Source organism: Phytohabitans sp. LJ34 (assembly GCF_052068095.1).
Classification (GTDB): Bacteria; Actinomycetota; Actinomycetes; order Mycobacteriales; family Micromonosporaceae; genus Phytohabitans.
The window spans coordinates 379,501-403,385 of the sequence record NZ_JBQHDG010000005.1 but is presented as its reverse complement, the minus strand read 5'-3'; the positions used below and the strand labels follow the sequence as shown (position 1 = coordinate 403,385).

General features: G+C 71.1%; 24 protein-coding genes. 15 read left to right on the top strand and 9 right to left on the bottom strand.

Annotated elements, in window-relative coordinates:
- Nucleotides 1-15: 15 nt before the first annotated feature.
- The gene (locus tag ACTMTJ_RS11915; protein WP_441216210.1) at nucleotides 16-1,011 is read left to right on the top strand and encodes a Kelch repeat-containing protein; all 996 of its coding nucleotides are present in this window, start codon (nucleotides 16-18) and stop codon (nucleotides 1,009-1,011) included.
- 71 nt (nucleotides 1,012-1,082) lie between these two features.
- Nucleotides 1,083-2,582, top strand: a complete 1,500-nt coding sequence (locus tag ACTMTJ_RS11910) for an Nramp family divalent metal transporter (RefSeq protein ID WP_441216209.1) — start codon at nucleotides 1,083-1,085, stop codon at nucleotides 2,580-2,582.
- A gap of 331 nt (nucleotides 2,583-2,913) precedes the next feature.
- On the opposite strand, the gene ACTMTJ_RS11905 is transcribed toward ACTMTJ_RS11910, so the two are convergent.
- The 8 genes from ACTMTJ_RS11905 to ACTMTJ_RS11870 form a co-directional block, all read right to left on the bottom strand.
- On the bottom strand, nucleotides 2,914-3,465 hold the full coding sequence (locus ACTMTJ_RS11905; RefSeq protein ID WP_441216208.1) for a sigma-70 family RNA polymerase sigma factor: 552 nt from the start codon (nucleotides 3,463-3,465) through the stop codon (nucleotides 2,914-2,916).
- A gap of 147 nt (nucleotides 3,466-3,612) precedes the next feature.
- Nucleotides 3,613-5,943: a Tex family protein gene (locus ACTMTJ_RS11900; protein WP_441216207.1), complete on the bottom strand. Its 2,331-nt coding sequence runs from the start codon at nucleotides 5,941-5,943 to the stop codon at nucleotides 3,613-3,615.
- A 202-nt stretch (nucleotides 5,944-6,145) separates the two neighbouring features.
- Nucleotides 6,146-6,400 (bottom strand): helix-turn-helix transcriptional regulator, encoded by a 255-nt coding sequence (locus ACTMTJ_RS11895; RefSeq protein ID WP_441216206.1) that lies wholly within the window; start codon nucleotides 6,398-6,400, stop codon nucleotides 6,146-6,148.
- Nucleotides 6,401-6,412: 12 nt separating this feature from the next.
- Complete coding sequence (locus tag ACTMTJ_RS11890) at nucleotides 6,413-7,282, bottom strand: ABC transporter permease (RefSeq protein WP_441216205.1); 870 nt, start codon at nucleotides 7,280-7,282, stop codon at nucleotides 6,413-6,415.
- Nucleotides 7,279-8,250, bottom strand: coding sequence for an ABC transporter ATP-binding protein (locus ACTMTJ_RS11885; protein WP_441216204.1), 972 nt, complete (start codon nucleotides 8,248-8,250; stop codon nucleotides 7,279-7,281). The genes ACTMTJ_RS11890 and ACTMTJ_RS11885 overlap by 4 nt, the downstream gene beginning before the upstream one ends.
- 49 nt (nucleotides 8,251-8,299) lie before the next feature.
- Entirely contained in the window at nucleotides 8,300-8,527 is a 228-nt protein-coding gene (locus ACTMTJ_RS11880) for a hypothetical protein (protein WP_441216203.1), read from the bottom strand.
- A 118-nt stretch (nucleotides 8,528-8,645) separates the two neighbouring features.
- A complete protein-coding gene (locus ACTMTJ_RS11875) occupies nucleotides 8,646-9,836 on the bottom strand; it encodes a helix-turn-helix domain-containing protein (protein WP_441216202.1) in 1,191 nt (396 codons plus the stop codon).
- 322 nt (nucleotides 9,837-10,158) lie between these two features.
- Complete coding sequence (locus ACTMTJ_RS11870) at nucleotides 10,159-11,673, bottom strand: deoxyguanosinetriphosphate triphosphohydrolase family protein (RefSeq protein ID WP_441216201.1); 1,515 nt, start codon at nucleotides 11,671-11,673, stop codon at nucleotides 10,159-10,161.
- A gap of 118 nt (nucleotides 11,674-11,791) precedes the next feature.
- Between ACTMTJ_RS11870 and ACTMTJ_RS11865 the strand changes: the two genes are divergently transcribed.
- A complete protein-coding gene (locus ACTMTJ_RS11865; RefSeq protein WP_441216200.1) occupies nucleotides 11,792-13,495 on the top strand; it encodes a S8 family serine peptidase in 1,704 nt (567 codons plus the stop codon).
- 75 nt (nucleotides 13,496-13,570) lie between these two features.
- Here ACTMTJ_RS11865 and ACTMTJ_RS11860 read toward each other — a convergent pair whose 3' ends face one another.
- On the bottom strand, nucleotides 13,571-14,290 hold the full coding sequence (locus ACTMTJ_RS11860) for a prepilin peptidase (protein WP_441216199.1): 720 nt from the start codon (nucleotides 14,288-14,290) through the stop codon (nucleotides 13,571-13,573).
- Between the two features lie 414 nt (nucleotides 14,291-14,704).
- Between ACTMTJ_RS11860 and ACTMTJ_RS11855 the strand changes: the two genes are divergently transcribed.
- The 12 genes from ACTMTJ_RS11855 to ACTMTJ_RS11800 are packed head-to-tail and all read left to right on the top strand — an operon-like array spanning nucleotide 14,705 to nucleotide 23,528.
- Nucleotides 14,705-15,211, top strand: a complete 507-nt coding sequence (locus ACTMTJ_RS11855) for a hypothetical protein (RefSeq protein WP_441216198.1) — start codon at nucleotides 14,705-14,707, stop codon at nucleotides 15,209-15,211.
- Complete coding sequence (locus ACTMTJ_RS11850; protein WP_441216197.1) at nucleotides 15,205-16,107, top strand: hypothetical protein; 903 nt, start codon at nucleotides 15,205-15,207, stop codon at nucleotides 16,105-16,107. Before ACTMTJ_RS11855 ends, ACTMTJ_RS11850 begins: the two co-directional genes overlap by 7 nt.
- Nucleotides 16,104-16,790: an SAF domain-containing protein gene (locus ACTMTJ_RS11845; RefSeq protein WP_441216196.1), complete on the top strand. Its 687-nt coding sequence runs from the start codon at nucleotides 16,104-16,106 to the stop codon at nucleotides 16,788-16,790. The genes ACTMTJ_RS11850 and ACTMTJ_RS11845 overlap by 4 nt, the downstream gene beginning before the upstream one ends.
- Before the next feature lie 2 nt (nucleotides 16,791-16,792).
- Nucleotides 16,793-17,596, top strand: a complete 804-nt coding sequence (locus tag ACTMTJ_RS11840) for a ParA family protein (protein ID WP_441216195.1) — start codon at nucleotides 16,793-16,795, stop codon at nucleotides 17,594-17,596.
- Nucleotides 17,586-19,154, top strand: a complete 1,569-nt coding sequence (locus tag ACTMTJ_RS11835) for a CpaF family protein (RefSeq protein ID WP_441216194.1) — start codon at nucleotides 17,586-17,588, stop codon at nucleotides 19,152-19,154. The genes ACTMTJ_RS11840 and ACTMTJ_RS11835 overlap by 11 nt, the downstream gene beginning before the upstream one ends.
- On the top strand, nucleotides 19,112-20,050 hold the full coding sequence (locus ACTMTJ_RS11830) for a type II secretion system F family protein (protein ID WP_441216338.1): 939 nt from the start codon (nucleotides 19,112-19,114) through the stop codon (nucleotides 20,048-20,050). Before ACTMTJ_RS11835 ends, ACTMTJ_RS11830 begins: the two co-directional genes overlap by 43 nt.
- Nucleotides 20,050-20,916: a type II secretion system F family protein gene (locus ACTMTJ_RS11825; RefSeq protein WP_441216193.1), complete on the top strand. Its 867-nt coding sequence runs from the start codon at nucleotides 20,050-20,052 to the stop codon at nucleotides 20,914-20,916. Before ACTMTJ_RS11830 ends, ACTMTJ_RS11825 begins: the two co-directional genes overlap by 1 nt.
- Before the next feature lie 23 nt (nucleotides 20,917-20,939).
- Nucleotides 20,940-21,128 (top strand): hypothetical protein, encoded by a 189-nt coding sequence (locus tag ACTMTJ_RS11820; RefSeq protein WP_441216192.1) that lies wholly within the window; start codon nucleotides 20,940-20,942, stop codon nucleotides 21,126-21,128.
- 5 nt (nucleotides 21,129-21,133) lie between these two features.
- Entirely contained in the window at nucleotides 21,134-21,577 is a 444-nt protein-coding gene (locus ACTMTJ_RS11815) for a TadE/TadG family type IV pilus assembly protein (RefSeq protein ID WP_441216191.1), read from the top strand.
- Nucleotides 21,574-22,023 carry a TadE/TadG family type IV pilus assembly protein gene (locus ACTMTJ_RS11810; RefSeq protein WP_441216190.1) on the top strand — a complete coding sequence of 150 codons (450 nt, stop codon included), beginning with the start codon at nucleotides 21,574-21,576 and terminating at the stop codon, nucleotides 22,021-22,023. The genes ACTMTJ_RS11815 and ACTMTJ_RS11810 overlap by 4 nt, the downstream gene beginning before the upstream one ends.
- On the top strand, nucleotides 22,020-22,445 hold the full coding sequence (locus ACTMTJ_RS11805) for a pilus assembly protein TadG-related protein (RefSeq protein ID WP_441216189.1): 426 nt from the start codon (nucleotides 22,020-22,022) through the stop codon (nucleotides 22,443-22,445). The genes ACTMTJ_RS11810 and ACTMTJ_RS11805 overlap by 4 nt, the downstream gene beginning before the upstream one ends.
- Nucleotides 22,446-22,454: 9 nt before the next feature.
- Nucleotides 22,455-23,528 carry a LysM peptidoglycan-binding domain-containing protein gene (locus ACTMTJ_RS11800; RefSeq protein ID WP_441216188.1) on the top strand — a complete coding sequence of 358 codons (1,074 nt, stop codon included), beginning with the start codon at nucleotides 22,455-22,457 and terminating at the stop codon, nucleotides 23,526-23,528.
- Nucleotides 23,529-23,885 lie beyond the last annotated feature (357 nt).

Here is a 23,885-nt window from a genome sequence, read left to right as displayed (position 1 = left end):
GCACACCCTTGGTCGATGCGACTGCGGCACCCCAGTCTGCTCTTCGTCACCGTCTTGGCCACGGCGGCGTGCACCGGCTCGGACGAGCCGCGCACCCAGGAATCCGCCCCGGCGTCCCCGGCGCCGAGCGTGACCACCGGCCTGACCTGGCAGCGCCTGGCCGCCGCCCCCTCGGCCCGCACCGAGGTCGCGGCCGCGACCAGCGGCACCCGGGTGTACGTGGTGGGCGGTTACCGGGCGGACGGCGGGACGGTCCCGACCGTCGAGGTCTTCGACACGGCGACCGGCAAGTGGGAGGACGCCGCACCGCTGCCGGTCGCCGTCAACCACGCGATGGCGGCGACGGTCGACAACCAGGTGTATGTGTTCGGTGGCTTCGAGGCCAGCGGCGACCCGAGCAAGCACGCGTTCAAGCTCGACGGCGCCACGTGGCGGCCGATCGCGCCGCTGCCGCAGGAGCGGGCCGCCGGCACGGCGGTGGCACAGGGCGGCAAGGTGTACGTGGCGGGTGGCCTCAACGCCGGCGGTCTGGCCCGCCAGATGCTCGTCTACGACCCGGCGGCCGACACCTGGACCAACGCGCCCGGCCCGCCCACGCCCCGCGAGCACCTGGGCGGCGCCGGCTTCGGCGGCAAGGTCTACACCGTCGGCGGGCGCGCCGGCGGCAAGGGCAACTTCACCGCGTTCGAGTCCTTCGACCCGACCACCAACCAGTGGACGGTGCTGCCCGACCTGCCCACCCGCCGGGGTGGCCTCGCCGCGGCGGCGACCTGCTCCGGGCAGGTGGTGGCGGTCGGCGGGGAGGCGGAGGCCACGTTCGAGGAGGCGGAGGCCTTCGACGTGAAGACCGGTACGTGGGCCTCGCTTCCACCGACGCCCACGCCCCGCCACGGCTTGGGCGTCATCGCGATGGGCACGACCGTGTTCACGTTCGCCGGTGGTCCGAAGCCGGGCCTGCACGTCGCCGACTCGACGGAATCGATCGATTTGGCCCCACTTGGCGGCTGTTAGGGCGTGACATAAATCACTTGATAGATCATCCTTGATTACACGCAAGGGGGGTCTACTCAAGGAGGCGCCTCATGGCTGAGGTGACAGATGTTCGCACCTATCAACTCGGGGTCAGCCGCCCGCCGCTGACCGTGACCGACCTGCCGGAGCCCGAGGAGGTCTTCGGCGTCCGGCGTCTCGGACCGCGCGAACTGATCAAGTACGCCATCGGCCCCAGCCTTATCGCGCTGGGCATCTCCATCGGCAGCGGCGAGTGGCTGCTGGGCCCGCAGGCAGTCGGGCAGTACGGCTTCGTCGGTGTCGGCTGGGTCATCCTGGTGTCGGCGCTGCTGCAAACCTTCTACAACGTCGAGTGCTCGCGTTACGTGCTCGCCACCGGCGAGGTGCCGGTCGTGGGCTGGGGGCGGGTGCCACCGGGCTGGTTCCTGTGGGTGCCGATCTCGGTCGCGGTCGTCATCTTCGCGTTCATCGCCGGCGGCTGGGCGGCCAGCGCCGGCCAGGGCCTGTACGCGCTGGTGCACGGCGAGATCGCCCCGTCCGGCGCGGAGGAGCCACGGATCTGGGCGATCGCGCTGCTGGTGCTGGTCTTCCTGATCACGGCCTCGGCCCGCCGGATCAGCCGCGCGCTCGAGCTGGCCAACTGGGTGATGGTCGTGTCCATCCTGGTGGGACTGCTGCTCATCGACCTCTTCGTCGTGCCGTGGGAGCTGTGGTGGGACGGCCTCAAGGGCTTCGTCACACCCGCGGCGCCGCCGGAGGGCATCACGGCCACGCAGCTCGGCGCACTCGCCGGCTTCACCGCGCTCGCGTCGGGTCTCAACTGGTACGTCATGGGCCACTACCGCGACAAGGGCTACGGGATGGGCTACCGCACGGGGTTCATCGCCGGGCTCCGCGGCGAAGGCCGCAAGCTCGAACCGGTCGGCATGACCTTCCCCGAGGACGAGGCCAACACGGCGCGCTGGCGGCGGTGGTACAAGCTGCTGCTCACCGACATGTGGGGCGTCTTCTTCGTCGGGGCCATGCTGGGCATGCTGCTGCCCACGATCCTCATGGCCCACGCGGTCGAGTCCACCGGCGAGCGGCCCACGACGGCGAACGTGCCGACGTTCGTGGCCAGTGCGCTCGACGACGAGTACGGCTCCACGCTCTTCTACATCGCGCTCCTCCTCGGCGTGCTGATCCTCTTCAGCACGCAGCTGGGCATCTTCGAGGCGATGGTGCGGGTCACCACGGACGCCGCGCACGCGACCAGCCCCACCCTGCGCCGGCTGATCGAAGGCGATCCGCGCCGCTTCTACTACCCGTTCATGTTCCTGCTGATGGTGGTCATCTCGGTGATCCTGCACCTGGCGCTGCCGGTCAACCTGGTGCAGTGGTCGGCGAACATCTCCAACCTTGGCGCGCTGATCTTTCCGTTCATGCTGATGTACCTGAACAGCAAGCTCCCCCGCCCGGCCCGCCCGCGGGCGTACCACTACGTGATCCTGGGGCTCAACGTCCTCTTCTTCGGCTTCTTCTTCATCAACTTCGTCGCCGACTTCGTCGGGGATCCGCTGATCACGTTCTGACCCCATCGCCGGGGTCCGTCCCGCAAATGCGGGCGGGCCCCGACGATCCATCGCGGTTCACCACCCACCCCCCGGCATCGGGGTTTGGCAGGCCCGCGCAGCGTCTGGGTCACCCTCAGGCCCAACCACATTTGCTCTGCTTCCCTAGAGGAAGCAGAGCAAAGCATGCCCGGACCGCCCCGCCTGCCTGTGCCAACCCGACAGAGGCGCAAGGGGGTGACCGCAACCAACAGCGGACGGGTGAGGCCGCGGGAGCAACGGTCGGGACCACGACGGACGTCGCGGTAGCTCAAATCTGGAATCTGAGGTTCGAGAAGGCTGGCCTCTTCGGTCAGCCCGTGACGCCGCGCTTCTCCAGGGCACTGCGCAGGGCTCGGAGGGCGTAGTACACACGGGACTTCGCCGTGCCGAGCGGCAGACCGAGCGCCTCTGCCGCCTCGGCCACGGTGCGCCCCTTGAAGTACGTCTCCAGCAGCATCTCCTGGTGTGGCTGGCTGAGCGTCTTGAGCGCGTCGGTCACGGTCATCCGGCGCAGCACATGGTCGCTCTCGTCCGGCTCGGAGACGTTTTCCAGATCTACGCCGTAGGCCTCGGCTGGCCGCGCCCTCTGGCTGCGGTGCTCGTCGATCGCGATGCGGCGGGCCACGGTCACCAACCACGGGCGCAGCGAGACCTGCCCCTGAGCGCCCAGCCGGTGCGCGTTGCGCCAACCGCGCAGGAGCGTCTCCTGCACGATGTCTTCCGCCCGCTGCCGGTCACCCGCGACGAGCTGGAGGACGAACCTCAGCAGCGGCGCCGCGTGCTCCTCGTACAGCTGGCGGACCAGGGCGTCTTCGTTGCCCTCGCCCCGGTGGTGACGTCCCGCGGTCAGCCCCGACGTCATGCGCGGCCGCCCGACGCGAACACGGTCACTGACACCCTCACCTCACGGTCTTCGGCATGACCGGGCCGGGCGCGCCCGACCCCCTGTGTATAGGAGATGCTGCACGCGCGACGCGATAACAGAATTTATCTCGTATCTACTGACGAGTCAGCGGGGGCCGCCGATTCCCTTGTCGAGCCCGGCGCGCCGCAGCGCGTCGGCCATCGCCCCCTGCGGCTGGCGTGCCGGCTGAGCTGGGCGTTTGCCGCTCGGCCTGGCCGGCCGGTCGCGGCGCCCCGGTCCGCCGGCGGCGCCGTTGCCACCGGCCCGCGGGCCTTCGTCGTCGAGGCGCAGGGTCAGTGAGATCCGCTTGCGCGGCACGTCGACCTCGAGCACCTTCACCCGAACGATGTCGCCCGGTTTCACTACGTCACGAGGGTCCTTGACAAATGTCTTCGACATCGCCGATACGTGGACAAGCCCGTCCTGATGCACACCCACGTCTACGAAAGCGCCGAACGCTGCGACGTTGGTCACTACGCCCTCCAGCACCATCCCTGGCTGGAGGTCGGCGAGCGTCTCCACCCCTTCGGCGAAGGTCGCCGTCTTGAACGCCGGCCGCGGGTCACGCCCCGGCTTCTCCAGCTCCTTGAGGATGTCGGTGACGGTCGGCAGGCCGAACTTGTCGTCGACGAAGTCTGTGGGCTTGAGCCCCTTCAGGATCGGCCCGTTACCGATGAGCGAGCGAAGGTCACTCTTCGTGGCGGTCAAGATGCGGCGGACCACCGGGTATGCCTCCGGGTGCACGCTGGACGTGTCGAGCGGGTCGTCGCCGCCCGGGATGCGGAGGAAGCCGGCGCACTGCTCGAACGCCTTCGGCCCCAGGCGCGGCACCTCCTTGAGCGCCTGCCGGCTGCGAAACGGCCCATTGCTGTCACGGTGCATGACGATGCTCGCCGCCAGCCCCTCGCCGATGCCGGAAACCCTGGTCAACAGCGGCGCCGAGGCGGTGTTGACGTCGACACCCACGGCGTTGACGCAGTCTTCGACCACGGCGTCGAGCGAGCGGGAGAGCTTGACCTCCGAGAGATCGTGCTGGTACTGCCCCACGCCGATCGACTTGGGATCGATCTTCACCAGCTCGGCCAGCGGATCCTGGAGGCGGCGGGCGATGGAGACCGCGCCGCGCAGCGAGACGTTGAGGTCGGGCAGCTCCGACGAGGCGTACGCGGACGCCGAGTAGACCGACGCGCCGGCCTCGGAGACCACGATCTTGGTGAGCTTGAGCTCGGGATGGCGCGCGATCAGATCGCCGGCCAGCTTGTCGGTCTCTCGCGAGGCCGTGCCGTTGCCGATCGCGATCAGCTCCACCTTGTGAGCGGCGGCCAGCCTGGCCAGCGTGGCGATCGACTCGTCCCACCGGTGGGCGGGCACGTGCGGGTGGATGGTATCGGTGGCGACGACCTTGCCGGTCGCGTCGACAACCGCCACCTTCACACCGGTGCGGAAGCCGGGGTCGAGCCCCATCGTCGGGCGCGTGCCGGCGGGCGCGGCGAGCAGCAGGTCGCGCAAGTTGGCCGCGAAGACCCGGACCGCTTCCTCCTCGGCCGCCTGCCACAGCCGGCTGCGGATATTGGCATCCAGGTGGATCAGGATCCGGGTGCGCCACGCGGACCGCACGGTGTCGAGCAGCCACCGGTCGGCCGGCCGTCCCTTGTCGGCGATGCCAAAATGGCCCGCGATCCGCGGCTCGTACGAGTTGGGAAGGTCGGGATCCTCCGGCTGCGGCGTGAGGTCGAGCACCTCTTCTTTCTCACCGCGAAACATCGCCAGGATCCGGTGCGACGGCAGCTTGGTGAACGGCTCGGCGAAGTCGAAGTAGTCGGCGAACTTGGCGCCGTCGTCCTGCTTTCCGTCTCGCACCCGCGAAACGAGCTGGCCGCGCGACCACATCTGCTCGCGCAGGGCGCCGATCAGGTCGGCGTCTTCGGCGAACTTCTCCACGAGGATGTGCCGCGCCCCTTCGAGAGCGGCGGCCTTGTCGAGGTCTTCCTTTGTGAACGCCTCCGCCGCCACCAGCGGCTCCTGCGTCGGATCGCTGAGCAGCAACTCGGCCAACGGCTCCAGCCCGGCCTCGCGCGCGATCATCGCCTTCGTGCGCCGCTTTGGCTTGTAGGGCAGGTAGATGTCTTCGAGGCGCGCCTTCGAGTCGGCGGCCATGATCTGCGCCTCGAGCGCCTCGTCGAGCTTGCCCTGGCTGCGGATCGACTCCAGGATCGCGGTGCGCCGCTCCTCCATCTCGCGCAGGTAGCGCAGCCGCTCCTCCAATGTGCGCAGCTGTGCGTCGTCGAGCGCGCCGGTGGCCTCCTTGCGGTAGCGGGCGATGAACGGCACCGTGGCCCCGCCATCCAGCAGGTCGACAGCCGCCGTCACCTGTGTTTCCCGCACGCCGAGCTCGTCGGCGATCCGCTGCGTCGTCGAGATGCGATCCGATGTCACGCTGCGATCCTAGGTGCTCCGCCCCCGCGCTACGACCGACACTGTGTCCGGCGGTTTCGCGTTTTTGTGCCCCCTCGACGCCGGCCTCGACGACCCGCTCCTGGTCAGGGCCTGTCGCCTCGCCCGCCCGTAGCCGCCGACCAGCGCCACGACAATCACGCCGAACGATGGGTGGATCTTGCTGATAGCCACCAGAGCGTGACTATGCGCTGCGCTGGACGTCCGAAGTGGAGGCTGCGCCGATACGCGGAAACGGGTCGATGGAGAAGATGACCTCGACCGGCACCTCGAAGTAGCGGGACAGCCGCAGCGCCAGATGGAGGCTCGGGCTGAACTCGCCGCGCTCGAGATAGCCCACCGTCTGGTAGTGGACGCCCAGCGCCTCGGCCAGCTCCCGGCGGGAGATGCCCCGCTCGGCACGCAGCATGGCGATGCGGTTGTAGATGACCTCACTCATCCGCGTCGCCCCTCACGCGATCCGCTGCATGGCCTTTTCGCGGCGCTCGGCAACCCGGGAGCCGGATTCGCGGCGGGCCATGCGGCGCAACACTATCGGCGCGACGACAAGCCCGAGGACGGCCCACGCGCCCAACACGCCGACCATCTCCAGGTGGCGCCACGACTCGCCGATCTCGACCGCGGCCATGCTGTCGGGGAGCAGGGCGGACCGCATGCCAAGCCCCAGCCAGTAGACCGGAAAGACCTGGGCGATCCACTGTAGCCAGACGGGGAAGTTGGTGATCGGGTAGAAGATGCCCGAGGTGGCGATCAGGCCCATCAACGGCAGCATGATCATGCCCATGTTGCGCGGGTTGGCGATCAGCGAGCCGAAGATCGCACCGATCGGCATCGTGGCGACCATGCCCAGGAGCACCACCCAGATCAGCGTGAACCAGCTCGACGCGCCGCGCACGGACAGGCCGTCCAAGAAGATCAGTCCAGGGATGAGCTGCATCGCCAGGCTGATCAGCCCCATGCCGGCCACGAGTGTGATCTTTCCGATCAGGTAGCCGACCATCCCGTTGGGGATCGCCTTGGCCCGGAGCAGCGTGCCGTCTTCGCGGTCGATCGTCAGCACCATGGCCATCGTGACGAGGCCGCCGAACGCAATGCCCATGCCCAGCGCGCTCGGCATCGTGCGCGAGCCGAGCGAGAAGCTCGTGCCCGGCACCGTCGCGCCGCGCATGAAGAACAGGACCACCAGCAGGAGGACGGCGGGAAAAAGATAGTTCCACACGTCTTGGCCGTTGGTGAACGTGTGCCGCAGCTCGATGCGGCCGCGGGTAAGGCCCGCGCGAGCCGCACCCATCGCGGGGCGGCCAAAGGAGACTGTGGTCATCGGGTGACCTCCTCGAACGCGCGCAGGGCCGCCACGCCGCGTCCCGACTCGTACTCCCGGACGAAGGCCATGTAGGTGTCCTCCAGGCTGGCGCGGCGTACCTCGAGATCGGTGACGGCCTCGCCGTACTGCTGGAACAGCTCCCGCACGAACCGGGTGGCGTCGCTGGTGGCGTGCACGAACCGCTCGCCGTCGCGGCTCCACCGCACCTCGGCGTCGGCGGCGACGCCGCGGGAGAGCTGGTCGGGCGAGCCGTCCGCGATGATCGCGCCGCCGGCCAGGATGAGGATGCGGTCAGCGAGCTTTTCCGCCTCGTCGAGGTCGTGTGTGGTCAGCAGGATCGTGGTGTCGTCGATGTCGGAGAGCCGGTGCACGAGATCGTGGAACTCGCGGCGAGCCTCGGGGTCGAAGCCGGCGGTCGGCTCGTCGAGGAAGAGCATCTCGGGTCGGCCCACGATGCCGATCGCCACGTCGAGCCGGCGCCGCTGGCCGCCGGACAGCTGGCTGACCCGCTTGCCCGCGTGCGGGGTCAGGCCGACCGCGTCGATCAGGTCGTCGACATCCCACGGACGGGTGATCCGCGGCGTGGAATACGGCCGGTAGTAGAGCCCGAGGTGGGCGAGGATCTCGCGCACCTGCCACTTGCCGTGGTCACGCCACGACTGGAGCACCACGCCAAGCCGGGCCCGCCACCGCTCGTCGCCGTGGCCGGGGTCGACGCCGAGCACCCGCACCTCGCCCGCCGAACGGATCCGGAAGCCCTCGAGGATCTCGATCGTGGTGGTCTTGCCAGCGCCGTTTGGCCCGAGCAGCGCGAGCACCTCGCCGCGGTGGGCGGTGAAGCTGACCCCATCGAGCACATCGTTGGTGCCGTAACGCATCCGGAGGTCATGGACCTCGATCGCGGCGAGATCGTCGGACGGCTCCACAACCGCCGCCGGTGTCCGCAGCTGCCTCACGACGGTCATACGTATCCCCCGTCTCGTCTAAAGGCTCCTCCAAACTGTAGTACATGTACTACGGGCGGGTCCAGGCTATGAAGCGCTGGTACAGCTCGGTGGTCGACACGCCCGGCAGCTCCCCGGCCGCGTGGCCGAGCTGCGTCGCCATGTAGACGGCGAGGTTGACCCGCTGCTCGCCGTACTCCTTGTAGAGCTGGTCCCGAGCGTCGTCACACGGCCAGTCCGAGCCGCATGACGAGCACTTCCAGGACGGCCGGGTCGGCGTATGTTCGCCGTCGGCCATGCTCTCACCCCCATCGTCAGATCGAACTGAGGGAACGTACGGCGATGGGCGACCACCCCGGTGTGGCGCGATGGGCTACCCCGTCGCCGCCGAACGTGCGGCACGGGGACAACACGTCCTACCCGCCGGCCGCGATGCCGATCCGCTCGGCAAGACCCACGAGGCCGGGTAGGCGCTGCTTGCGCCGCCGCGGCAACAGCTCGGCGATGATCGTGTGGACGATCGTCTGGTGCGGCAGCATCTCCGCCGCCAGGGCTTCGACCGTGCGCAACGTGTCGACCGCGTCCTGCGAACGCCAGTCGGTCATCTGCGCCCACGCCACGTTGAGCAGGTAGCGGGCGTGCATCGCGGTGGGCGCCGCCTCGGGGTGCTCGACCCGCTCGGCCAGCTTGATCGCCTGCCGCGGGCGGTCGGCGGCGATCGCCACGTCCACGGCCTTCATCGCCGCGACCGTCGGGCCGAACGCCATCCCGACGTACGTGCTGCGCTGGTCCCCCGCCATCCGCGCGGCGGCGGCGCGGACCAACCCGAGCATCTCCTGCGCCTCGGACTGGCGGCCGGAGCGCGCCACGGCCGTGGTGCCGTAGCGCAGCAGCTCGCCCCAGACCGCGACCTGGTCGATGGAGGCCCGCGACAGCGCCGGCTCCACCTGCTCGGCCGCGGTCACCGCGACGTGCTCGGCCTCCGACCACAGGCCCTGGCGGGACAGCACCCACGAACGGGTGGCCTGCTGGCCGGCGAAGAGCAGCTCGTCGCCGGAGGCCTCGGCGGCACGCACGGCCTCCGCGAGGGCGAGGTGGGCCAGGTCCTCGTGCGCGAGGTGGGCCAGCAGCGACGCGGTGAGCTGCAACAACTCGGCAAGCGTCGCCGCGGCGGCCGCCCTGTCGGTGGCCGCCTCGACCGCCGCCCGCGCGCCGGCGATCAGGGCGGGCAGATCGCGGGCGAGTTCGGCGTAGCGGCCCGCCCAGTAGAGGCGCCACGCCTCCCGCCCCTCCGTGCGCAGGTCGTCGAGCACGGGCGGCTCCACCGCGGGCTCCCGCACGCCAAGCACGGCCCGCCTGATCGCGCCCACCTCGCCGCTCACCCGCCCCGCCGGCAACCCGCGCGGCTTGCCGAGCAGATCCGCGGGAGTGACGTCGAGCGCGTTGGCCAGCGCGGTGAGGCTGGCGATCCGGGTGGCGTGGCGCTGCCCCTGCTCAAGCTTGCGCACTAGGTCGACCGAGACGCCGGCCCGCTCGGCCAGGTCGCGCTGCGACATGGCCCGCCGTCGGCGCAGGGCGGACAGTTGAGCGCCGAGCGTCGATCGCATCGCAGCTCCCGGGGACCGTCTTAAATCGACGGTATGCGCTGCCCCTGATGTCGTGAAGACCCCGAACGGTGACGGAACAATTGGCTTAGTTCACTCATCTCAGCCCTACTGAAGGGCCAACTTCAAGATCCAGGTTTGAGCTACCGCGATCTCCGTCGTGGTCCGGACCGCTGCTCCCGCGGCCTCACCCGTCCGCCGTTGGTCGCGCTTCGCCCTCAAGAGGGCAGCCCTCTTGGGGATGAATTCTGAGGAGGGCTCCCGTACACCCGCCCAGGCGGTGACAGGCTGCCCTCTTGGGTCCCAGGCTGGGGCGGCGAGCTGGCTAGAGGACGAAAGCGTCCGTCCAGAGTTGGCGGGAGCGGCCGGAGAGCGCGTCGAGGAGGGCTACGGCCTGGCTGTCGGTCAGCGCGGCCACGAAGTCGATCACCGCGCGACCGCGGGCCTGCACCGCGCGTTCCGGGGCGGTGGCAGTCGCGTCCATGGCTTCCAGCTCGGCGTCGGCCAGCTCCACCAGATCGTGCAGGCGCCGGGGTAGGCGGGCCTGCTCGTCCGGGTCGAGCAGCCACTCGTACAGCGCCTCGACCAGGGTCGTGAGCAGGCTGGCCTGGCCGCGCTGGTGCAGCGCCAGGTCGGGCCGGGCGAGCACGAAGCCCTGGTGGACGAACTTAAGCACCTGCACCTCGTGCCACTGTGCGGGCGCGAGCATCACGTGGCCGGATCGCAGCGGCGGGTGTGGCGCCACCGTGATCGCGCCGATCAGGCGGCGGGTCCACTGTGCGGAGAAGCGGGCGACGTACTGCTCGGCCTCGACCGAGCCGTCGAACGGTGCGGCGAGCAGGCCGTCGACGAGTTCGTGCCGCACCTGCTCGACCGCCGCCGCGAACGCCTCGTCGTCGCTGATCCACCCGTCCTTGCGGTGCAGCTGGCGGCGCAGCCGCTCGACCGACCGGCCGGGGCGTCGTGTGCCGACGTCCAGCTCGGCGTCGGGAAGCTTGCGCAGCTCGGCGACCTCGTTCTGCCACGCGATCAGCTCGGTGGCCACCGAGCCCTGCTGGAGTACGCCCACCCGGTGGAAGTCCTCCACGTCGTGGATGGCGTACGCGATGTCGTCGGCGGTGTCCATCACGGACGCCTCGACGGTCTGCTGCCAGTCGGCGATCCGCCCGGCGAACGGCTCGCGTGCCTGCCGCATGTCCGCCACCTCGGTCGTGTACGCGCCGAACTTGGCCGAGCCGCCGTCCAGGTCGCCGGGTGACGGGCTCGCACCGCGCGGCGCCGGGTGGAGGTGGCGGGGGTGCGGCTGCGGGTACGAGTGGCGGGTCCACGGGTATTTGAGCATCGCCGCGCGCACCGCCGCGGTGAGGTCGAGGCCGATCGTCGTCGCGCGGCGGATCTCGGTGCTGGTCACGATCCGGTACGACTGCGCGTTGCCCTCGAAGCCGTCGGCCAGCCCGAGCCGCTGGCGGGCCAGCCGGTCGAGCACCTGCTCGCCGAGGTGCCCGAAGGGCGGGTGACCGAGGTCGTGGGCGAGTGCGGCCGCCTCCACCACGTCGGGGTCGCACCCGCCCAACTCGTCGAGCAGGCCGCTGTAGCGCTCGTCGGCGATCAGCCGCTCGGCGATCGCGCGTGCCACCTGGGCGACCTTGAGGCTGTGGGTGAGCCTGTTGTGCACCAGCAGCCCGGAGCCACCCGGACTGATCACCTGGGTTACGCCGCCGAGCCGGCTGAAGAACGGCGAGCTGACGATGCGGTCGCGATCGACCCGGAACGGACTCGCCGCGAGGTCGCCGGGCGCGATCGCGGTGCCGCCGAACAAGCGCCGGGCCCGCGGATCCATGATCAGACGTTAACTCAGCAGCTCGGCGAGCGTGAGTTCATCGGTTGGCGATCTTGATGTTTTCGAAACATCGTTCCGGTTGGATGCTCGGCTGAAGCCTCAACGAGAGGAAACAGATGTGAGCAAGAGACTGATGGCCGGAGCGATCGCCACCGCGACGTCGCTGGCCCTCGTGGCGATCGTCCCGACCGGACCGTCGAGCGCGGCGCCCGCCACCACTACGGAGTACACCGTGGTCGCCGAAGACGGCGTCGCGGCCGACGCGGCGGTCGCCGCGATCACCGCCGCCGGCGGCACGGTGGTCGCCCGCAACGACAGCGTCGGCGTGTTTCAGGTGAAGTCCGCCCGCACCGACTTCGCCAGCCGCGCCGCCGCGGACGGCGCGCTGGTGGGTGCGGCACAGCGCCGCGCGATCGGCTACGCGCCGAACGCCCCGAAGGTCGACGCGGTCGAGCAGGAAAACCTGCTGGCCGGCACGACCGGCAAGAGCAAGGGCACGGGCCACGCCTCGGCCGGGCTCGACCCGCTCGACGACAAGCTCTGGGGCCTGGAGATGGTGCGCTCGGACGAGTCGCGCCGCGAGCAGCCCGGCGACAAGGGCGTCACGGTGGGCATCCTCGACACCGGCCTCGACGCCAGCCACCCCGACCTGGCGCCCAACTTCAGCCGCGGCCTCTCCCGCAACTTCGCGCCCGACCTGACCGACATCGACGGCGCGTGCGAGGTGCCGAGCTGCCTCGACCCGGTCGGCACGGACGACGGCGGCCACGGCACCCACGTGGCCGGCACGATCGGCGCCGCCGTCAACGGCCTCGGCGTCTCCGGCGTCGCGCCCAACGTGACCCTTGTCGAGCTCAAGGGCGGCCAGGACTCCGGCTTCTTCTTCCTGGAGCCGGTCGTCAACGCGCTGACGTACGCCGCCGACGCCGGCATCGACGTGGTCAACATGTCGTTCTTCGTCGACCCGTGGCTGTACAACTGCCTCGACAACTCCGCGGACAGCGCGGCGGCGAAGGCCGAGCAGCGGGCCGTCCTCCGGGCCATGACGCGCGCGTTGACGTACGCCCACCTGCGCGGCGTCACGCTCGTCGGCGCGCTCGGCAACGAGCACACCGACCTCGGCAAGCCGCTGCCTGACACGATCAGCCCGGACTACGGCGCACCGGCTTACACCCGGCAGATCGACAACCGGTCCTGCTGGACCATGCCGGCCGAGGGCCCGTTCGTGATCGGCGTCTCGGCGCTCGGGCCGTCCGGCAAGAAGTCGGACTTCTCCAACTACGGCACCGAGCAGATCTCCGTGTCGGCGCCGGGTGGCTGGTTCCGGGACGGCTTCGGCACGCCGACGTTCCGCACCGACGAAAACATGATCCTGTCGACGTACCCGCTCAAGCCGCTCCAGGAGGAGGACCCGCCGCTGGTCGACGCCGACGGCAACATCACGCCGGCCGGCGAGGGTGCGGTCGTCAAGCTCTGCCCGAACGGCACCTGCGTGTACTACACGTACCTCCAGGGCACCTCGATGGCCGCCCCGCACGCCGCCGGTGTCGCCTCGCTGATCGTCAGCGAGTTCGGCCACCGCGACCGGCACCGCGGCGGCCTGACGCTGGAGCCGTGGAAGGTGGAAAACCAGCTGCTGCGCACGGCCGCCGAGCACGCCTGCCCGGAGCCGCGCCTCCAGACGTACACCAACGAGGGTCGGGAGCCGGAGTTCAACGCCTACTGCGCAGGCGGCACGAACTTCAACGGCTTCTACGGGTACGGCGTCGTCGACGCGTACGCCGCGGTCACCGAGCGCCCGAGGTGGGGCGCCCGCCCGTAGGTGATTTCGTGGGGCGCTCCGGCAGTGCCGGAGCGCCCCCTGGGGTGCTCGCGGCCCGGCTCTTGAGTGAGCGACCTACACCGCCAGCAGGGCGATCGCGACGAGCCCGCCCAGCAGCAGAAACGGGCCGTGTGCGATGTGGTCCTTGCGGCCGGCTCGGCGCAGCAGGAGCAGCGCCGCGGCGTAGAGGCCGGCGAGGAGGAAACCGGCGACCGCCGCGGCGACCGCGATCCCCCAGCCGAACCAGCCGGCCACCAGACCCACCGCGAGCGCGGCCTTGGCGTCGCCGAGACCCATCCCGTTAGGTGAGATGAGCACCAGTACGAGATAGAAGGCCGCGAGTGCCAGAGCGCATGCCACCGCGGAGGCAAGGTGGCCGTACTCGCCGTCGACCACTGCGGACAGTCCAAACAGGACCAGCGCACCGCCGGCGGCCGGAAACGTCAGCCGGTCGGGCAATCGGCGCACGGTAGCGTCCACATGGGCCAGTACGACGCCGAACAACGCGACCCACGCGACGGCGAGCAGTGGGAGCGGCTCGCGCACCCGCCAGGCGACCACCGCGAGCGCCGCCGCGGCCACCACCTCGACCAGGGCCGGCGGCGGCCCGATCCGCGCGCGACACCGCGGGCAGCGGCCGGTGGGCGGCAGGAAAGCGCTGTGCAGCCGGGCTTGGCAGTGCGGGCAACCGTGTCGCCACGGCTCGCCAGCCGGCACGGTGTGTGTGAACACCTGCGCGCGCAGTAACGGGCCGAGCAACAGGCCCACGACGGCGGCTGCCAGAATCCTGCCCATCAAGCGCCACGCACGGTGAACAGTTGGTTGCGGGAAACCACGTTGGCGCACCGGACGCCAAGCGATGCCGGATGTCCGGGATACGCGTGCACATGGGCACTGACACCGGGATCCGGCCAATCGATCTCCATCGCACCCTTCCCAGCATCCGGCCGCCGACGATCATCACTCGGCGTGATCATTTGGATTGCCTCTGTTGCATTGGCGGCAGTCAGCCTATGCTGCCCATCTGGGTGAGAGCACCAGCCGTCCGCCGACCGCGCGGCGACGGTTCTCAATGCACACATCGCCTGGGGGGCACGACAGCACGGGAAAGACACGGCACGCGAGCGGTTCGGAGGCACCGGGCGCGCGCCAGGGGGAGAGGAAACACCGTTGCCCGCAAAGCACCTGGGCCGAGCCTCTGCGGTCCTTGTGGCGCTGCTCGTCGGCGCCTGTTCGTCATCCGGCGAGGCCACGCCTCCCGTCGCCGCACCGAGCACGGCCGCCTCCGCCGGCCCGGACGCGGGTGCCGCGTCAAAGGCCGCGCTGGCCGCGTACAACGGTTATCTCGCGGCGTCGCGCGACGCGTCGGCCGATCCGGATCCCACCCATCCCGCTCTGGCGAAGTATCTGGCCGACCCCCTGCTCACCCGGGTCAGAGACACCGTGCGCGACCTCGAGACGCACGGCGCCGTGCGCACCGGAAAGATGGTTTCCGATCCGCGAGTGAGCGCGCTCGACCTGACCGCCGATCCGCCAACGGTGTCCATTCAGGACTGCATCGACTCCTCGGGATACAAGATGGTCTACGCAAAGAGCAAAAAGCCCGTGCCCGGCACCGTGGGTGGCCGATACGTGGCGACCGCCACCGCGACCCTCTATCCCGACGGCCGCTGGCTGATCAGCGACGGCGCGATCCACCAGGACCAGCCGTGCTGACCCGCCGCGTCCTCGCCCTCACGGCCACTCTCTTCGTGCTCGCCGTCCCGTCGGCGGCGGTCGCCGACCCGCCGATCACCGAGTGCCCGCCTGGATCCGACAGCTGCCACATCATCGACGAAGACGAAGACACCGGTGGCGGCGGCGACAACGGTGACGGAAACAACGGTGGCAACGAGGGTGGCGGCGGCGGTGAGCGCGAGTGCACCCGCGGCGAGGAGGTCGTCCCCTGCTACGACCCGATCTTCGGCTGGTTCAACCAGGCCGACGGGTGCTATTACAAGCTCACCGAGCCTCAGCACCCGCCAAAGCCCGGCGGCAGCCCGGACGGCGCCTGGTACACGCCGACATGCGCCCAGGGTGTCGGTCTACCGGTGTGGTTTGACGCGCCGCCGGCCGGTGCCGAGGCGCCGCCCGACCCCGAGACGCTGGCCCGCCGCGCGTTCGCCGAGATCACGTTGCGCGCGCCCGACCTCCAGATCAAGCCCGATCCCAACGGCGCCGGACTTGTCGGACTCCCGGTGTGGCTCTGGGTGGAAAGAGGTCTTGAGACTTGGGGGCCGATCTTCAACAGCGAGTCGGACCGAGGGCTGACTGTGACCATCGAGGCAAGAGTCAACAACCTGACCTTCGACCTGGGCGACGGGAGCCCACCGGTCAGCTGTCCGGGCGGCGGCACGCCGTACCCGAAGGGCGCGACCGGCCCTTCGCCGGACTGCGGGCATGTCTTCACCAAGTCCAGCAAGCAGCAGCCGGGCCAGAAGTTCACGGTCACCGCGACCACGACGTGGACCGTGACCTGGAGCGGCGGTGGTGAGATCGGCACGTTCGAGCCGCAGATCCGTGAGGCGACCGTCGGCGTGCGGATCAACGAGCTCCAGGTGGTGACCGAATGAGCCTGGCGGCCAACCACCGCGTGGCGGGCCCGGTCGACGCACCGGTCGAGCCGCCCCGCGTCGTCCGGCAGCGGCGCATGCGCCCCGGCCTGCTCGGCCTCGCGGTGCTGCTGATCGCGCTCGGCGGCCTCGGCGCGGCGTTCGCGGTGACTTCGGTGCGCTCGACCGGCACCTACCTCGCGGTGGCCCGGTCGGTCTCGGTCGGCACCGCCCTGACCGCCGACGACATGCGCTCCGTGCAGGTGGCGGGCGGTGTCGGGCTCTCGCCGGTGCCGGCCAGCAAGATCAACGAGGTCATCGGCAAGCGGGCGGCCGTCACGCTCGTGGAGGGCACGCTGATCACGATGGCCCAGCTCACCGACAAGCCGCTGCTCGGCCCCGGGCAGCAGCAGGTCGCGATCGGCCTCAAGCCCAACCAGGTGCCGGCCAAGGAGCTCCGCCCCGGCGACAAGGTGCTGCTGGTCAGCACGCCTCCGCAAAACTCGTCGACGACCGGCGAGGCGCGGGCGACGCAGACCACGCGATACGAGGCGACGGTCGTCGACGCCACCGAGCCCGACGAAAAGGGCCCCGACCGCACGACGGTCGTGGTCTACCTGGCTTTGGCCGGCCGCGACGCGCCCGCGGTGGTCACGCTCGCCGCCCAAAACCGGCTCGCCGTCATCCTCACCGGGGCTGCCTGACCATGGCGATCGTCGCGCTGGTCTCGCCGAAGGGGTCGCCCGGGGTGACAACGACGGCACTGGCCTGTGCGCTCACCTGGCACCGCCGGCTCGTGCTCGCCGAGTGCGACCCGGCGGGCGGGTCGATCATGGCTGGTTACCTGGGCGGGGCGGTGCCCGGCCCGCGCGGCATCGGCGAGCTGGCCGTGGCCGAGCTGCGCGACGGGCGGCTCGACCGCGACTTCTGGTCGCAGCTGATCGACCTCGACGCGCCCCGGCGCGAGCGGCTCCTGCTGCCGGGCATCGTCGACCCGGCACAGTCCGGCAGCGTCAGTCCACTGTGGCAGCGGTTCGCCGACTTCTTCCTCGCGCTGGAAAAGGGCGAGCCGGCATACGACGTGATCGTCGACTGTGGACGGCTGCACGCCCCCAACCCGGCATGGCCGATCCTGCGCGCCGCCGCCCTCGTGCTCGTCGTCACCGGTGCGCGCCTGCCCGACCTCTCCAGCGCGCGGGCCACGATCGCCGCGCTCCAGCGCGACTTCCGCGAACACCGCGTCGCCGCCGGCTCGCTCCGGCTACTGCTGGTCGGCGAGGGACACGCGCAGGGCGAGATCAGCAAGGCGCTGGAGCTGCCGGTCATCGCCCGCCTGCCGCACGACCCGCGCACCGCCGAAGTGCTCACGCTGGGCGGCACGGTAAAGGCCAACCGTCCGCTCATGCGTGCCGCCAACGCACTCGAAGTGCCGATCAACGCGATCCTCGACCGCCGCCGCGCCCGGCTGAGCTGGCGGAGCCTGCCCGCGGAGGTGCCGGATGCGGTTTGAGCCGGTCACCCACGACCCACGCACCCAGCAGCCGGAGGCGACGTCGACCGCGCCGCCGATGCGCCCGCCGCAGGTGCACGTCGGCCGCCATCAGGCCAACGGCGTGCCGGCCCTTCCGGTGGCGCCGTTCACCCCGCCGCCCACACCGCCACCACCTCCCCCTCCGCCTCGGCGGCAGGCCGACTTCTCGGTGGTACGCGAGCTGCGACGCCAGCTCACCGAGCGGCTGACCCAGTGGCAGCGCGGCCGGGAGTTCACGCCCGAAGAGGAAGACGTCGAGCGGGTCCGGCTTGCGGTGGCCGTCGTGTCGGAGTACGCCGACTCGGTCCGCCGCTCCGGCACCCCGATGCAGGCCGTCGAGGAGCGGATGCTGCTCGACCAGGTCACCGCCGAGCTGGTGGGGCTGGGTCGGCTCCAGACGCTGCTGGTCGACAACACGATCGAGGAGGTGCACATCCTCGGCTGCGACCACGTGCGGATCACCCGACACGGCGGCGGCGTGGAGTGGGCCGCCCCGATCGCCGACAGCGACGAGGAGCTGGTCGACATCCTCCAAGCGGCCGCCCGCCGGGCCGGTGCGACGGAGCGCTCCCTGTCGACCTCCAAGCCGACGCTCGACCTCCAGCTGCCCGACGGCAGCCGGCTGGCCGCGGTCTACCTGGTCAGCCACCGGCCGTACGCGGTGATCCGCAAGCACAACACGCTCGACATCACCCTCGACGACATCGCCGGTGGCCGCCCCGACCTCGACGAGATGATGGACACGCTGATCCGCGACTTCCTGCGCGCCGCGCTGCGGGCCGGCCTCAACATCATGGTCGCCGGGCTGGCCGGTGCCGGTAAGACCACGGTCATCCGGGCGCTGATGTCGGAGATCCCGCCCGACGAGCCGTACGTGCTGCTGGAAGAGAGCCGCGAGCTGCTACCCGCCCGTCGCGGTGAGCGACACCGGGCGGTGATGAGCTTCGAGTCGCGGGAGGGGCACGGCGAGCGCGGCGCCGACGGGCGGCCGGCGGGTGAGGTGACGATCGCCGACCTGATCCCGGTGTCGCTGCGGATGGGCGCGCTGCGCATCATCGTCGGCGAGGTGCGGTCGCGGGAGATCGTGCCGATGCTCCAGGCGATGACCACCAGCCGCGGCTCGATGTGCACCATCCACGCGCGTACACCGGGCGGGGTGAGCGAGCGCATCATCGAGCTCGCGCTGTCGCACGGCCGGGAGATGACCGTCGAGCAGGCTCGGCGGATGGCCGGCAACGCGCTCGACCTGATCGTGTACGTGACGATCGAGGACGAGACCGCGATCGGCGGCCGCAAACACCGCTTCGTCTCGCACATCGAGGAGATCGTCGGGGTGGGCGACGGGGCGCGGATCGCGACCACCACCATCTTCGGCCCGGGTGCCGACGGTCGCGCGGTGCCCATGCACCTGCCCGAGCGGGTCCGCGACCAGCTCATGCGGGTGGGCTACGACGCGCGCGTGCTCAGCCGCTACATCGAGGCACACGCCGGCGCCTGGCGGCGGCCCCGGCACAGCCAGCTGCGGAGCCGCTCGTGAGCTCCGACATCGAGCTGATCGCCCTGCTCTCCGGCGCCGCCTGCGTCGGCGGCATCGTGCTCGCGGTGGTGTCCGTTGTGGGCACTCGTGCGTCGGCCAAGCCGCCGTCCCGCAGCAGCCGCCGCCTCAGCCGCCTTTGGAACGGCACCGGCGTCAGCGCCGCCGAGCGGCGCCGCCACCGGATCGTCGTGGTGGCCGCGATCGCCGCCGGCGCGCTCGCCTGGATGGTGACCGGCCTGCCGATGGTGGGCCTACTGGCCGGCATCGCCGTGCCCGGCGCGCCGTGGCTGTTCGGCGTCGGGCGGGCCGAGCAGCGGGCGATCGCCCGCATCGAGGCAGTCGGCGAATGGACCCGACGGCTGCGCGACGTATCCAGCACGGGCCAGGGGTTGCAGCAGGCGATCATCGCGACCGTCTCCACCGCACCGGAGGAGATCGGCGACGAGGTCGCGCTCCTCGCGGCCCGGCTCCAGGCCGGCTGGCACGCCCGCGACGCGCTGCTCGCCTTCGCCGGCCAGCTCGGCGACCCGATGTGCGACCAGGTCGTCGCCGCCTTGGTCCTGCACCTGAGCGACCGGGGCGAGCGGCTCGGTGACGTGCTCTCCTCGATCGCGACCGCCGCCGCGGCCGAGGTCGCGACCCGACGCGAGGTGGAGGCCAAGCGCACGCAGCCGCGCTTCGCGGTCCGCTTCCTCACCGGGATGACGCTGCTGACCTTGGCGTACGGGCTGCTCAACCCCCAGTACATGGAGCCGTACGGCACGCCGACCGGCCAAGTCGTGCTGGTGGTGCTCGGCGGCACGTTCGTCGCGCTGCTCGCGTGGACCCGCGCGATGAGCCTGCCGCCCGCGCCGGTGCGTTTCCTGGCGATCCCCGACGAGCGGCGGGAGGGGTGATGGGCAACCCGTACCTGGTCATCGCGATCCTCGGCGGCGCGGCGGTGGGCCTCGGCATCTTTATCGTCGTCCGTGAGACGCTGCTGCCCGCAACCCCGGCCCTCGGCCCCGCGCTGCACCGCCTGCATCCGCCGGCGACGCTCCGCACCACGCACCCGAGCCGGCGGCTGGAGTGGCTCACCGGCCTGTCCCGGTGGACCCGGCCGCCGGTAAAGGAGCTGGCGCTGCTGGGCAAGTCGCCCGAGCAGTACACCCTCTCGCTCCTGCTGTCGGCGCTGATCGGCCTGGCCATCCCCGCGTTTCTCTCGCTGGCCGCGCGCACCGCGGGTGTCTCGCTGCCGTTCGTCATCCCGACCGCGGCCGGCCTCGGTCTGGCCGCGCTCTTCGCGCTTGTCGCGCACGCCGACGTGCTCTCCAAGGCGAAAGCGGCACGGCGCGAGTTCACCCAGGCCGTATGCACCTACCTCGACCTCGTCGCGCTCCAGCTCTCCGCCGCGCACGGTCCGGTGCAATCCCTGGAACGGGCGGCCGAGGTCTGCGACGGCTGGGTGTTCGAGCGGCTGCGCGAGTCGCTGCGGATGGCGCAGATGCAGATGCAGTCACCGTGGGACGAGCTGCGCTCGCTCGCCGAAAAGATCGGCGTACCGGAGCTGGGCGATGTCGGTGCGATCGTCCAGGCGTCCGGCACCGAGGGTGCCCAGGTGCACGAGACGCTGCGGGTCCGCGCCGACTCACTGCGCGACCAGATCCGCACCGACAACCTGGCTCGCGCCGAGGCGATCACCAGCCGGCTCGACGTGCCCGGCGCGCTGCTCGTCTTCGTGCTCGTCGGCTTCGTCATGTACCCGTTCCTGGCCCGAATCTGAGCCGTACCCCAGGGAGGAAAACGATGATCAGGACGTTGCGGGAGCGGATCGCGCGGCTGCGCGGTCCGGGCGAGCGAGACCGGGGTGACAGCCCGGTGCCCACCGCCATCATCATCGCCGGCCTGGCGGCGGCCGCCGGCGCCGTGGTGCTCGCGGCGAGCGGGTTGGTGGACTCGTTCATGGGTTCCATCGGCGGCGGCGGCACGCCGTAACCGGGATGCGTCGCCGCGCTGTCGCTCGCGTGCGCCGGGCCGTCGAGCTGGTCCGGCGCCGGTCGGCTGGCGGCCGGGATCGGGGGGCTACCCCCGTCGAGCTGGCGGTCGCGTTTCCGGCGATCCTCATCCTCACGTTCGCCTCCATCCAGGTGGGCGCATGGTTTCTGGCCCGGGCCGTGGCGCTCAACGCCGCCCAGGTGGCGGTCAGCTCCACCCGCACGCTCAACGGCGCGTCCCCGGAGGCCGGCGAGGAGCAGGCGGGCTCCTTCATCGCCGACACGGGCGGCTGGCTCGTCGGCTGGGACGTGCAGGTATCCCGCGACGACGAGCAGGTCACGGCCACCGTGACCGGCACCGTGGTCTCGGTGATCCCCGGCGTCGACTGGACGGTCAGCCAGACCGCGCGCGGGCCGGTCGAGCGCTTCGTGGAGGAGGAGACGCCGTGACGGCTTCGGCTCGCCGCGCGCCCGGCACGGGCGACCAGGGCTCCGTATCCGTGGAGATCGCCATTCTCGCGCCCGCGTTCCTCATGCTGATCGTGCTCGCGGCGGTGGCCGGCCGCACCGCGATCGCCCAGAACGCCGTCGACCTGGCCGCGCACGAGGCGGCCCGCACCGCGTCCCTCGCCCGCACCGCCGCGGCCGCGGAGACCGACGGCGAGTCTGCCGCCAACTCCACCCTCGACGCGCAGGGCCTCGACTGCGGCGACAGCCTCCAGGTGGCGGTCGACACGAGCGGGTTCGCCGCGGACCTCGGCGAGCCGGCCACCGTCACCGCGACCGTGAGCTGCACGGTCTCCTTCGCCGACCTGGTCATGCCGGGCGTGCCGGGGGCCAAGACGGTGGTGGCGACCTACGTCTCACCCCTCGACCGCTACCGGAGCCGCGGATGAACACGCGGGACGACGGGCGGGTCAGCATCTTCCTGGCGATCGCGCTCGCCGGCATGCTGATGGTGATCGGCCTGGCGTACGACGGCGCCGGCCAGCTCGGCGCCCTCCAGCGTGCACACAACCTCGCCGCCGAGGCGGCCCGTGCCGGTGGCCAGTCGATCGACCGGGCGCAGGCGATCGAGGGCGGCCCGACGCAGATCAGCGAGGCCGAGGCGGTCGCCGCCGTCGACGCCTACCGCGCGGCCGCCGGAGTGGGCGGGCCGCCACCCACGTTCTCCACGGGCCCGGACGGCCAGCCGCTGATCCAGGTCGAGGTCTCCGTCACGTACGACAACAAGTTTCTCGACGTCTTCGGGTTTTCCGACACCAGCACGGTGACCGGCACCGCCACAGCGGTGCTGCTCACCACACCCGACGAATAGGAGGGCGCCATGCGGCTGCGACAGGTCGTCAAGGGCTTGGGTGCGCTCGTCATCCTCATTGGACTGTTGGTTGGCGCGCCGGTCGCGCTGGTCGTGTTCGCCGGCAACCCGCTGCCCGACCACGTGCCCGCGCTCTCCGAGATCGGTGACGCGCTCACCAGCCGCGACGACGGGCAGCTCTTCCTGCGCGCGCTCGCCGTGGTGGGCTGGCTGGGCTGGGCGACGTTCGCGCTGTCGGTGCTCGTGGAGATCCCGGCGCGGGCGCTGCGCATCCCCGTACCCCGGCTGCCCGGCATGCGGCGGCAGCAGCGGATGGCGGCGGCCCTCGTCGGCGGCGTCGCGCTGATCATCGGGGCAAGCCCGGCGATGGCCTCGGCGGCCACCACCGCCCCGCCCACGTCGTACGCCGCCGCGCCATACACGCCGGCCGCGGTGTCCGCCCCCGCCGCGGCGGCCTGGGAGCGCACGGCCGCAGCAGCCGCCGACGAGGATCCGCAGCCGGTCTACCGGGTCGAACGCGGCGACTACCTGGGCCACATCGCGGACCGCTACCTGGGCGAGTTCGACCGCTACCCGGAGCTGGCCAAGCTAAACAAGATCCGTGACCCCGACCTCATCCGTCCGGGGCAGATGCTGCACCTGCCGGACAACGCGGCCGACGGCGGCGTACGCCGCCACGCGACCGGCCTGGTTTCGGTCCCGCCCCCGCCGGCCGCCGAGAAGCCTCCGCCGCCTGCCCCCGGCGGTGGCGAGGAGTCACCAGGCGCCCACCCGACGCCGAGCCCGTTGCCTGGTGAGGGTGGTTCGGAGGGCCGAAAGCCGTCGCCCACCCCGTCGAAACCGGCCACTGAAGAGCCGGCGGTGCCCTACGTCCCGCCACCGCCCACCGTGCAGGAAGGCGACGACGGCCGCGAGCCGGTGGACGCCGCGGCCGGACGGCCGGAAAGGAAGGAAGGACTCAACCTGCCGCTGGCGGTGACCGCCGTGTTGACCGCGGCCAGCCTGGTCGGCGCCCAGATCGGTGTGCTGCTGGGCCTGCGCGACAAGCGACGGCAGGCCCGCGAGCGCACCCGCCGCCCCTGACGCGCTCTCTAGAGACCTTTAGGAGTCAGGTCCACTCGAAACAGGTGTCCCGGATTCGCGTCAGCTGCGGACCGCCGCTCCCGCCGGAGACCGCTGCGGCCGGCGGCTCGCCGGGGCTCGCCGAAACCCCCGGCCTCCGCTGCCAGGCCCGCGCGGCAAGGCCGGGGCCGCAAGGCCCGGCGCAGCCGCCGGGGTGAGCGTGACCCACGGCGGACGGGTGAGGCCGCGGGAGCAGCGGTCCGGACCACGACGGACGTCGCGGTAGCTCAAGTCTCTGTCTAAATAAGGGGATTCAGCGGTCGAAATCCCCCGACTCCGAAAAGGTCTCTAGATAGTGCGGTGGCCACAAAACTTCAC